General features: G+C 32.5%; 9 protein-coding genes and 1 pseudogene. 2 read left to right on the top strand and 8 right to left on the bottom strand.

The window, feature by feature from the left end; translation table 11 throughout:
• Nucleotides 1–26 precede the first annotated feature (26 nt).
• A complete protein-coding gene (locus tag ACW5YJ_RS01965; protein ID WP_457338408.1) occupies nt 27–440 on the top strand; it encodes a CBS domain-containing protein in 414 nt (137 codons plus the stop codon).
• Nucleotides 441–806: 366 nt separating this feature from the next.
• On the opposite strand, the gene ACW5YJ_RS01960 is transcribed toward ACW5YJ_RS01965, so the two are convergent.
• Entirely contained in the window at nt 807–1,388 is a 582-nt protein-coding gene (locus ACW5YJ_RS01960) for an NDxxF motif lipoprotein (RefSeq protein ID WP_457338407.1), read from the bottom strand.
• 412 nt (nt 1,389–1,800) lie between these two features.
• Between ACW5YJ_RS01960 and ACW5YJ_RS01955 the strand changes: the two genes are divergently transcribed.
• Nucleotides 1,801–2,535 (top strand): NAD-dependent protein deacylase, encoded by a 735-nt coding sequence (locus ACW5YJ_RS01955; RefSeq protein ID WP_457338406.1) that lies wholly within the window; start codon nt 1,801–1,803, stop codon nt 2,533–2,535.
• Nucleotides 2,536–2,747: 212 nt separating this feature from the next.
• Here the strand turns inward: ACW5YJ_RS01955 and ACW5YJ_RS01950 are convergent, their stop codons facing one another.
• The 7 genes and pseudogenes from ACW5YJ_RS01950 to ascF all read right to left on the bottom strand — a co-directional run bounded on the left by ACW5YJ_RS01950 (nt 2,748) and on the right by ascF (nt 11,872).
• Nucleotides 2,748–4,055, bottom strand: coding sequence for an LLM class flavin-dependent oxidoreductase (locus ACW5YJ_RS01950; protein WP_457338405.1), 1,308 nt, complete (start codon nt 4,053–4,055; stop codon nt 2,748–2,750).
• Between the two features lie 186 nt (nt 4,056–4,241).
• A pseudogene (locus ACW5YJ_RS01945) lies at nt 4,242–4,400 on the bottom strand (mechanosensitive ion channel family protein); the annotation flags it as partial.
• A gap of 94 nt (nt 4,401–4,494) precedes the next feature.
• On the bottom strand, nt 4,495–5,370 hold the full coding sequence (locus tag ACW5YJ_RS01940) for a 5'-nucleotidase, lipoprotein e(P4) family (RefSeq protein ID WP_107551643.1): 876 nt from the start codon (nt 5,368–5,370) through the stop codon (nt 4,495–4,497).
• A 368-nt stretch (nt 5,371–5,738) separates the two neighbouring features.
• Nucleotides 5,739–6,407: a hypothetical protein gene (locus tag ACW5YJ_RS01935; protein WP_135092752.1), complete on the bottom strand. Its 669-nt coding sequence runs from the start codon at nt 6,405–6,407 to the stop codon at nt 5,739–5,741.
• A gap of 79 nt (nt 6,408–6,486) precedes the next feature.
• Entirely contained in the window at nt 6,487–8,298 is a 1,812-nt protein-coding gene (locus ACW5YJ_RS01930) for a purple acid phosphatase family protein (RefSeq protein ID WP_457338404.1), read from the bottom strand.
• Nucleotides 8,299–8,576: 278 nt separating this feature from the next.
• Nucleotides 8,577–10,001, bottom strand: a complete 1,425-nt coding sequence (gene ascB / locus ACW5YJ_RS01925; RefSeq protein ID WP_135092750.1) for a 6-phospho-beta-glucosidase — start codon at nt 9,999–10,001, stop codon at nt 8,577–8,579.
• Nucleotides 9,998–11,872: a PTS cellobiose/arbutin/salicin transporter subunit IIBC gene (gene ascF / locus ACW5YJ_RS01920; RefSeq protein ID WP_457338403.1), complete on the bottom strand. Its 1,875-nt coding sequence runs from the start codon at nt 11,870–11,872 to the stop codon at nt 9,998–10,000. Before ascF ends, ascB begins: the two co-directional genes overlap by 4 nt.
• Between the last annotated feature and the right edge of the window lie 43 nt (nt 11,873–11,915).

The following is an 11,915-nucleotide window of genomic DNA, read 5'->3' as shown; positions in this document are numbered from 1 at the left end:
TTCTCGTTGAAAGGATACAGATAAAAATGAGCCAAGTAAAAGACTATATTACGAAAAATATTGAAACTGTTAACGTTGAAGAGAACCTAGAAACGTTAGCTAAAAAAATGGCTAAACAAGATATTGGTTTTTTACCTGTTTTAGATAATGGCAACTATGTAGGTGTTATAACTGACAGAGACATTGTTATAAAAGGGGTAGCTCAAAGCTTGAATACTGCCCAACAGGTTATGACTAAAAACGTAGTCACTGGGGATTCTGAAATGGAAACTGATGAAGCAGTTAATTTATTGCAGAAACACAATATTTATCGTTTACTCATCGTCGATGATAATAAAATTACAGGTGTAGTAACGCTTGGTGATTTAGGTGAAGAAAATGCAGAGCAACTTATTGGTAAGGTAGTTAGTAAAGTATCTGACTCAAATAGTAATAATTAAAGTATAAATTTTAAACGAAGAATTTATAACAATAGAAAACTTTTTAAAGTCTGTGAAAGACGTCTCACTAATCAATAGTCCTTAATATCTAAAAACCATATAAATATAGAGTTAGGGCTATTATTAATGAATAGTATTTAGCCCTTTCACTATATTAATTATTTAACTTACCTCTTATTGTGCTTACTTTAAACTACTTCTTCCTATACTATTCTCAATTCCGTCTTTAATCCTTATACTCATTTCCTCGAGAATAGTATAGGTTATTATACATATAAACTATACATGCAAATTATTCACTTATTAACTCCAATAATGATTTTATTTGTAATTGATTTTTATTATTTTCACCGTCGTTTTGGTATCCTATTTTTTAAAAGCTATCGTCTTAATATTATGTTTTGTTAAAAACGCTTCTATTTTCTCTTGTTGTCGACCATTAACGATATTATTATGCTTTTGTAATCTTTCTTTTTCATTTTCTGTTAATTTTTGTTTAGCAAATATGTCATCAATACCCTTATTCGATTCACTAATATACTCACTTATTTGATGGGAAGGTTTGTTATATTCTTTTGAAATCTCGTTGTTTTCTATATATGACTTAAAATTCTCATCATTAGTTGTTAAAAGGCTTTTAGATTTCTTTAACTTAGCCATTTCATCTTTATTTAACTTTTCATCAGAGTCTATTTTTTCTTCTAGTTCATCTTTTACTCTATTTATCTTCTCATCTGTATCTAGATATATTTTGATACTTCGCTTTATTTCAGAATTAGAAAGTTCAGTATCAGCTTTATCACTATTAAATATATCATCGGGCAATTTTTGGTTAACTGTCTGGTGTGTGTTCTCATCTGTATTATCTTGATCAGCTACATCATTATCACAAGCTGTAGCTAGAACTACAAAAAATATCATCAATATACTCAAGAAATAAAATTTCATGTCAATTTCTCCTAATTTCATTTAATAAAAGGTTGAAACTATAATTCTATGAGTTAGGTGCGGAATAAATATCTCACACTTATGCTGTCAGCATTTCTTATATCCGTTTAATTTATATTTGTAATATTAACTTTTAAGCTTAACATTTTGTTTTATACTACTTTAAAAGTATGCTACAAAACATCATCTTTAGCTCTACTTATATAATACCATTTATTAAATTCTTTTTATCATCCACTTTGAAAGAATATCAAATGTTTTATATGGATAATCTCTATAACCATTACATCAACCTATTAATTCATATTATATTTTTCCATATTTGCTAAAATAGTGGCTGATATTTAAAATTATCGTAAGTATAATAAAATATTTGCAACAACAAAGTATATTTTTAAATGGAGTGATAAGTGTGAATCGTAATATTGAACAATTGAAAGGTATCATTAATAATTCCAGTAGAATTACATTTTTTACAGGTGCTGGCGTATCTGTAGCAAGTGGTGTGCCTGACTTTCGGTCTATGGGTGGTTTATTCGATGAAATTTCAAAAGAAGGTTACTCACCTGAATACTTGTTAAGTACTAATTATCTACAAGATGATCCAGAAGGATTTGTCGATTTTTATCATAAACGTTTACTCCTCGCTGATAAACAACCTAATACTATTCATCAATGGATAGCACAACTTGAAAAAGACCAACAATCTTTAGGCGTTATCACCCAAAATATCGATGGCCTTCATGCTGATGCGGGTAGTTCGAATGTAGATGAACTTCACGGTACTTTAAATCAGTTCTATTGTGTTAATTGCTTTAATAAATATTCTAAATCTTATGTCATGCAACATCACCTGCGCCATTGTGAAGCATGTGGCAGTATCATTAGACCTGATATCGTACTTTATGGAGAAATGTTAAATCAAAACACTATTTTTAATGCTATTAATAAAATTGAAACAGCTGACACATTAATTGTTTTAGGTTCATCACTCGTAGTTCAACCAGCGGCAGGTCTAATTTCAAACTTCAAAGGACAAAACCTTATTATTATTAATAAAGATGCCACACCTTATGATCATAATGCAGATTTAGTTATCAATGAAGATATGGTGACAGTGATTTCAGCGCTTAATAATTTGATTTAATCCACGTGGAATCTAGCTTAGAATTTTCAAAAGTCATTTATTAATAGTACTTAGTTAACCATAATCGATGTGGTGTCAGACTTCATTGATTATGGTTTTTATTCATAAACATGCCTGTATTTAATAATTTCAATTTAGTTTTCTATTTCAATTTTTACCTATTATAAATTTAAATAGAATATAACTATTTATATCACAAAAAATATCTATTCTTAGCTTTTTACTTTAGTAGTGTTTAATCCTAATTTTTCTCTTAATGTACCTGCATTATATTCCCTTTGGACTAAACCTCTTTCTTCTAATATTGGAACAACTTTATTTACAAATAGTTCAAATTGCGTAGGGTTTAACGGAGGCATTATATTAAATCCGTCGGCGGCACCACGAGTAAACCATTCTTCCATTCTGTCTGCCACATCTTCAGCCGTTCCTACAATAGTATGATGACCTCTTGCACCAGCAACATGTTTCATGACGTCCTCTAACGTTGAATTATTCTTCTTCGCTGTGTCTTTAATAAGGTCTACACGACTTTGGATATTATTACCTTTATCTATATGAACATTTTCAAATGGGGTGCTTAACTCATAACCACTTAAATCTGTGTCACCTAAATAAGAAGATAATAATTCTAATCCCATCTCTGGAACTATCAAATCTTGTAATTCTTTATAGTGGGCTACAGCTTCTTCCCGTGTTTCTCCAATAAATGGGAAAATACCTGGCATAATAACAATTTCTTGTTCTGGACCTCGTTTTTCAGCAACTTGTTCTTTCAAATTATGAGCAAAAGCAACTGCATTATCGATATCATTTTGTGCTGTAAACACAACTTCTGCATGTTTAGAGGCAAATGCAGTTCCTTTTTTAGAAGAACCAGCTTGAACAAGTAATGGATAACCTTGGGGTGATTGCTCTATATTTAAAGGTCCTCTGACACTATAAAAATCTCCTTTATAGTTTATTGGTTCAGGTTGTTTTTCATCAAAGAACCCTCCAGCAGAGTGAAGTCGTTTTGGGCTAACATCTTGCCATGAATCCCACAATTGCTTGGATATATCAACAAATTCTTCCGCTTGATCGTATCTTAAGTCATGATCCGCATTATTTACGCCACTAAAGTTTTTAGCTGTATTATTAATACCAGATGTCACAATATTCCACCCTGCTCTACCATCACTGTAATGATCTAAAGATGAAAAGATTCTAGCTAAGTTGAATGGCTCTGAAAATGAAGTAGAACCTGTCACGATTAAACCAAGATTTTTGGTTTCTCTAGCTATAATCGACATTAAGGAAATTGGCTCGAAAAACGTAAACATATCTGGATGTGTTTTTTCATCAAGATATAAACTATCTGACATAAATAGAAAATCAAATTTTGCCTGTTCTAAAAGTTTTGCTTGTTCAATTGTTTTTGTTAAATTCATGCCCCCGTGTACTAATGCATCTGGATGTCTACTACTAGCAACATGGTGACCAAAGCCCGTTAAAAAGTACCCTAATTTCATTCTTTTCATCTTTATCCCTCCATATTTTATTATTCCGATTAAATTAATATGAATTATATTATCATTATATATTTATAGAGTCAATTTACAATTTTAAAAAATAATTATTCCAAAAGAAAAACCCACCAACAAAATTTGTTGATGGGTTTGATGAATGCTTTATATAAAGATTTGTAAAATGTAACTTTTATATGTTTATACTACTGGTTCTTCAAATTTAACTAATGTTGGTTTCGGTGTTGAGATACCTTCTTCATTGAAATAGTGTACAATTTCTTTACATAATAATCTTTATCCTAGGAAACGCATACCTGGTTGAACATGCGCTAAGAGTTTAATCACCATTTGACTACCATACAAAATGATTTCTTTGATTTATTAAACATACCTGAAAGTTTAAAAACTAATAATAAAAAAAACAAATATTATTTCACTACTGTTTTTATTATTACTCAACTTTTCCAGTTGAAGGATTAAACTGCTTAATTGATTGTTTTCTTAGTTCATCTTTTTGCGCATCACTCATATCATAGTTATTATTATATAGTGTCGCTTCCCAACTACCATACATTGGATTAGGGAAAATGATGTATTTCTTACCAAAATCTTCTTTATGCTGTTGCACAAACTTTTCACGCTCTGCTGCATTAGGCTTTTTAGGGTCCCCGAAGTCTAATAGGTTATCACCAAATAACATTACTAGCTTATGATCTTTTTCTACTATTTGTCTTCTAGGTTCCTTACTCTTATCATTTTTACTTTTAAGCAAGATGTGATTATCTGTTGCTTGTGGGATTCCTTGCTTTTTCAAGTTTTTTTGAGTTGCTTTAAAATCTTTTTCTTTGTCTCTATCAGAAATATAGTAAATATCTACGCCTTTTTTATCAGCATATTTCAAAAATGATTTAGCGCCATATACAGGTTTTGCTTTAGCTGCCTGTATCCATTCATGCCAGCCTTCCGGATATGATGTATTATTTATAGACGCGTAACCTTGATAAGGTGAATTATCTAGAACTGTTTCATCTAAATCAAGCGCGATTGCGAGTTTATGTTTACCTTTATTTTTCTCAAGCTCTTTGTCTAATTGTACTTTAGCACTATTATAACCTTGTAAGTAAAGTGCCTTAGCTTCTGCTGAATTTTGATACCATGAAACTGCCATAATATTTTCAGAGCCAAGATTGGTTTGCTCTTGTTGTTCCATTACCGGTGCAGTTGATTCATTTGCATGTGCAACAGTAGTATATGTAGTTAGTGGTGTCGCAATTGTAAATACAGTTGCAAGTGAAATAGATATGACAGATTTTGAAAATTTATTCAAGTGCTCACCTCATTTAGTTAATATATTTCAAAGCATATAATAAATTTCAAAAAAAGTGAATACCTATTTCTATTCATATATTATAAAGTTTTATAGCATTGCTTTATGCTTTTCGTATAATGTAGTTTATTTTCATATAAAAACCCCTGATGTCAGATTTTTAAACTCCAACTTCAGGGGTACAATTTTATTTATTCTGCGATTTTCTCACTTGATACATCACTAAGCCTCTAATTACATTTAGTAATTATACAAATATATCATTATATTTCTGATTATTATCCCCACTATAAGCTTTAATTTAATAATAACTTCCTTTTCACTATCACTAGTGATATAAGTCAATTCAATAAAATTATATTAGTCCACTAATATTTCTTCAATAACTCACTATAAAAATCGTTAAGTGCTTTGTTATCACTTACTTTGAACATCTGGTTTGGACTTAAGTTTGGGTCTTTCCCATTATGATCTTTAGGTGCAAAACCAGATGACAGTGTAACATCTTTTGAATCTTTAAATATATATTCATACACTTTGCCATTATCTGCAAATAAATATTTAGTTACGGGTTTATTAATATCAGCGACCGTACTATACCCTTCAATATTTGATAAGTTTTTTGAAGCTTTATCTATACCAGTTATCCCTTCATTTGATGTGTAAGTTACTGCGCCTGTCACAGTATGTAAATCAAAAGCTTTCGGCCCTGGTTTATCCTTATTACTTACTTGAATTTCCCCACCTTCAGTACCTGCATACCAATCCCCGTCAGACATACTACCACTACCGAAATAGCGATTTGACACTGCTTTATCATTGTTTTTTTCATTCTTCGCAAGCCAAGACAAGACTTCTTTTTTTATTTCTTTTTTATCTTTGTCTGATATAGATGCTTTAGATGATTTTTCTTGGTTAGCACTTTTAGTAGCTTTAGCCTTTTCACCTGATTGTTGAGTTGCTTCTTCACTATTACAAGCAGCTAACACCATACAAGATAAAACTAATATTGCTAAGTATCTTATTGCTTGTTTCATTATTTATCAATCCTCAATTTCCTGGGAAATCAAGAGGCCTAAGCTAGACCATTATCCTCTAACTTAGGCGTTGATTTAATTATTTATTATCTTTTTGAATACCAAATTCATCAACTAGTTCAACATTACGCTGTTCACCTTTACTAATGTCACCATTTAATTGATAAATTTTAACTTTCAATGTATTGCCTTCAACTTCATAGACTGAGAAGTTTTGTGAAGAAGAATCACGGTTATTTGAGTGACTATCTTTAAAGGCATCTGTTTCTTGAGGTTGCTCACCTAATTTAAATAGGCTGTTATAGTGTTCTAAATCTTTTTCAGTTAACCAACTTAATTCTGGTCTCACCTTTTTAATATGTTCTAAAGAACGGTCATAAATACTATCATATTCTTTTGTTCCACCTGTATTTGGCAACACATACACAGAACCTTTGGGATTATCATAATATGTTACGTTATCTTGGCCTATAAATTGTTTAGTGTCTTCTTTTTTAGCATTCACGAAACTGTTTTTCGTCGATGTATGTTCTAGTGGATGTGTACGTGATAATACATGATCATGACCTTGTAAGACTAAATCTACATCTAACTCGTCGATTTCTTTTGTTAACTCTTCTCTAATTTTCTTCACATCTTTGTCTGATAAAGCGTGATAAGACTTAGAGTACATTGGTTTGTGTAGATTTAATACTACCCAGTTCGAACCATTATCACGTGCTTTTTTGATGTCTTTCTTAATCCATTCCATTTGTTTTTTGCCAATTGCTTTTTCGTCTGGGTTGTCTTTAGATTTTTTATTGTCATTTGTATTTGCAACAACCATGTGTGCGCCATTGTAATCAAACGAATAGTAAGAACCACCATTTACAGCGTCATTTTCTTTTGGTACGTTCACGTGCTCATTAAATTTAGTTAATAGTTTTTCATCTTCTTCATTTAATGCATATTCATCATGATTTCCTGCTGTAGCTACAACTGGTAATGACATGAATGACGGACGCGATTGTTTATATAAATCTTTCCATTCATCTTCAACTTCTGCTGTTTCAATAAAGTCACCTGTGTGTAAAGCAAAGCTAGGATCTCCAGCCGTTTGAATAGCATTTTTCAATGTATCTGCACCAAATGTAGCTTCATTTCTTACATTTTCATTCCAAAATGCATTTTGCGTATCTGTATATTGTACAAAATTAAATGGGTCGCCTTTCTTGCCTGCTGTTTTAAACTGTCCACCTTGGCTCTTTTTACCATCATCACTTCCTACTTTATAGTAGTACTTCGTATTCGGTTTTAAATCTTTTGCTTGAGCTTTGTATGTATACTCTGCTTCAGTTATCAAGCTTGTTTTACCATGCTTGTCACCACTCATCCATTCTGGTCCGCCAGCATGTTTATCTGTATAATAACCATTCACTTTTTCTTTACCGTCTTTACCTTTTACTGGTTCACCTTCATCATTTTTAACAATATCTTTAAAAATGATATTTCCATGTTTATCTCTTTCAAGATACTTTGAATCTACTTTTTGAGCATCTGCATCAAATGATTTAGCATTTTTAAAGTTCTTAGACTCTGAGACCCATACTTTGGAATCATTAAATTCATCTGATGTATACCAGCTAAAACCCATTTCTGACTGTGGATTACCATTTATATTTGTAATAATTCGATTAGGTTTGTTTTGCCTTTTGATATCTTCAACTTTAGGCTTTTTATCTAAAAGTTTTATTTTGTTATTACTCTCTTGTTTAGTTGTTGGATTGGCATTATCGACAGCCTTCTCTGATTCACTTGCGTGTACTACTTGTGGTGTAGCAATAAGACTAAATAATAAGACTAAACTCGCTGCAGCGCGGAAAGCAATCGATTGATGTTTCTTCTGATTCATATAATTCCTCCTCTGACGATTCATATCACTCTTTCCCCACTACCTTAACATTACTATTTTAAGACTATATTAATTACATATATTATTTGTAAATATGACATTAAGTCTATATATTATTATAAATATACAATTGTCATTTGATTATAGTTATATTTTATAGAATTTATAGACTGTGAACCTATATTGCATTTATCTTTTAACAAGAAGATTGTGGGATTATGTTATCCATTTACAAAACAAAAAGAGAACCAAATATAAATACTTGGTTCTCTATCTATTTATATTTCTATACCATTTTGTTGTATGACTCTTTTATACCAATCAAATGATTTCTTTTTCTTACGTTTTAAGGTGCCATTACCAGCATCGTCTTTATCAACAAATATCATACCATAACGTTTACTCATTTCACCTGTGGACGCTGATACTAAATCTATAATTCCCCAACTAATGTAACCAAGTAATGGTACACCGTCTTGAATGCCATCATGCATCGCTTGTATATGCTGTTGCATATAATCAATACGGTAGTTATCTTGGATACTGCCGTCTGCTTCTATGACATCTTTTGCTCCCAATCCATTTTCAACCACAAATAGTGGTTTCTCAAAACGTTCATATATTTGATTCATCGTAATCCTTAAACCAAGTGGATCGACAACCCATCCCCAGTCACTCATCTTTAAGTATGGATTTTTAGCTGACACTATTACATTACCTTCATTTTTCTCTACTCTTGTAATATCAGCAATAGAGGTTCTAGATGCATAATAGCTAAACGCTACAAAATCTACGGTTTGTTTCAAAACCTCTTTATCATGGTCAGTAATATCAATTTGGATTCCTTTAGACTTAAATAATGATTCCATATAGTAAGGGTACTTCCCTTTAGCTTGGACATCTACAAAGAATGTATTTGTCCTTTCATCAATCATAGACTGCCAGATGTCTTCTGGGTTACAGCTGTACGGATAAAAACTACCGCCTGCAATCATGCAACCTATTTGAGCATCAGGCGTAATACGGTGACAACTTTCCACAGCTTTAGCACTTGCAACTAACATATAATGTGCTGCTTGATATAACAATGTTTCTCTATCCTCATTTTCATCAAAATATAATCCACCGCCTGAAAATGGGCTGTGTAACACAACATTAATTTCATTAAATGGAATCCAATAATCAACATACGAACCAAAATTTTCAAAACACGTTTCTGCAAATTTAATATATAAATCAATTGTTTTTCTATTCTTCCAACCACCGTACTGCTCAACGACTCCCATAGGAATATCAAAATGTGCCAATGTTACGAGTAACGAGATATTATGTTCTTTACATGTTTTAAATAAGTCTGTGTAATAATCAATACCGGCTTGGTTAGGAGTTGCTTCATCACCATTCGGATAAATTCTACTCCATGAAATAGAGGTTCTAAAGACTTTCAATCCCATTTCAGCAAGCATAGCAATATCTTCTTTATAATGATGATAAAAATCAATACCTGTATGGCTTGGATAATATTCTGTATTGCTTAATTGCGACGCTTTATATCCTAATTTGATGTCTTGTCTGTTTGGTCCATGTGGGATTAAATCTATATTACTTAGACCTCTCCCTCCAATATTCCACGCCCCCTCTGTCTGATTTGCTGCAATAGCTCCGCCCCAAAGAAAATTTTCTGGAAAAGTTTTTATCGTCATTTTTTAACCACTCCTAATATTGATGTATTAGCACTAACGTCAACAGTATCGAAAGACGTAATAGAATCATAATCATCTGTATTTGTAATTACTACAATCGTTGTCGGATCATAACCTGCTTCAATAATTTCAGTTAAATCGAAGGACCCAATAATCTCTCCACTATTAACATGGTCACCTTGTTCAACTGCAGATGTAAACGGTTCGCCCTCTAGCTTAACAGTATCAATACCTACATGAATTAATACTTCAACGCCCTCGTCACCTGTAATACCAACAGCATGCTTAGTAGGGAAGACTGAGGTCACTGTTCCTGTTATTGGCGCATATATTGTATTACCTGTTGGTTCAATCGCAATGCTCTTACCAATCACTTCTCGACTAAACACATCATCTTCCACACTTTCAATCGGCTTCACTTTACCTTCAACAGGTGCTTCTACAATCATGTCACCTTTCGTCTCTGCATCTAATAAATCATCTTCTGCTTCTGGTATATCTTCAAATCCAAGCACTAAAGTTAAAATAAATGACAATACAATAGATAAAACCATTACAACAATAATCCATAAAATACTCATAGGATTGTCTTGATCTATAAATTGCACACTAGTGAACAGACCAGGTGAAGCCATTGATCGACTCGCAAGTCCCGCTAGACCGGCAACCGCTCCTGCAACAAATCCGGTAATCATCGATGCAATCATAGGCCGTTTTAATCGAATAGCTACACCATATAATGCTGGTTCAGTAATTCCTGCAATAATTGCTGACGATGCTGCCGCCAATGATGTTTGACGTAACTCTCTGTTTTTAGTTTTAAATGCTACTGCAAGTGAAACGCCACCAAGTGATAAATTTGCACCAATTTCAGATGGCATAACCATACCTTCTTTACCAGTCTCTGCAATAGTTTGTACAATTGTTGGTGTGAACACACGATGCATACCTGTCATAACCAATAACGGCCATAATGCACCTACAATGGCTACTGCTAAGAAACCTAATTGATCATGTACAAAGAAGACAAATTGCGATAACCCTGTACCTATTAAAATTCCAGCAGGACCAACAATAATAATTGCAATTGGCGCTGCAACTAACAAAATCAACATAGGTTTTAAAAAGTTTTTCATAACGATAGGCGTAATGTGATCGATTATATCTTCAATATATTTCAACAGCCAAGTCATAACGATAGCAGGAATAATCGTATACGTATATTTCACGGACATTACTGGTACGTATGCAAATGTTGCTGCTTTACCTTCAGCGGCTTTCTCCATAATATCCATAAATACTGGATGAACCATGACCCCAGCTACTGCTAATGCCAAGAATACATTACTGTTAAATTTCCTAGCTGCTGATACTGCAACAAGCATAGGTAAGAAGAAGAATGGCGCGTCACCAATCGTATTTAGAATATTAAATGTTGAACTTTCAGATGATAATACCCCAGTCATATTTAAAATCATTACTAACAATTTAATCATTGAAGCACCGATAATTGCTGGTATTAAAGGTGACATCGTACCAATAATGGCATCTAAAATATTAATACCTATTTGTTTAGGTGTTAATTTTTTCTTTTCAGCGGGTTCGTTACTTTTAGCGCCACCACTTACTCCCAATTTCATTAGATCCGCATACGTTCGTGAAACATTATTGCCGACAATAATTTGATATTGTCCTCCTTGCTTTCGCAAACCCATTACCCCATCAAGATCTCTTATGGCTTCATCATCGGCCTTATTTTCGTCCTTTAATACAAATCTTAAACGTGTCATGCAATGCGTTAAATTTTTTACATTATCACTACCGCCGATATTTTTTAAAATTTCATCAGCCATTCTTTGCTCATTTCCCATTTAAGTCACTCCCATCTTATTTAGAACAATAAAAAAGAGACCT

The organism is Staphylococcus sp. mip270_02 (assembly GCF_054031535.1).
Note: the sequence above shows the minus strand (reverse complement) of the source record. Positions and strands in the feature narration are given on the sequence as shown.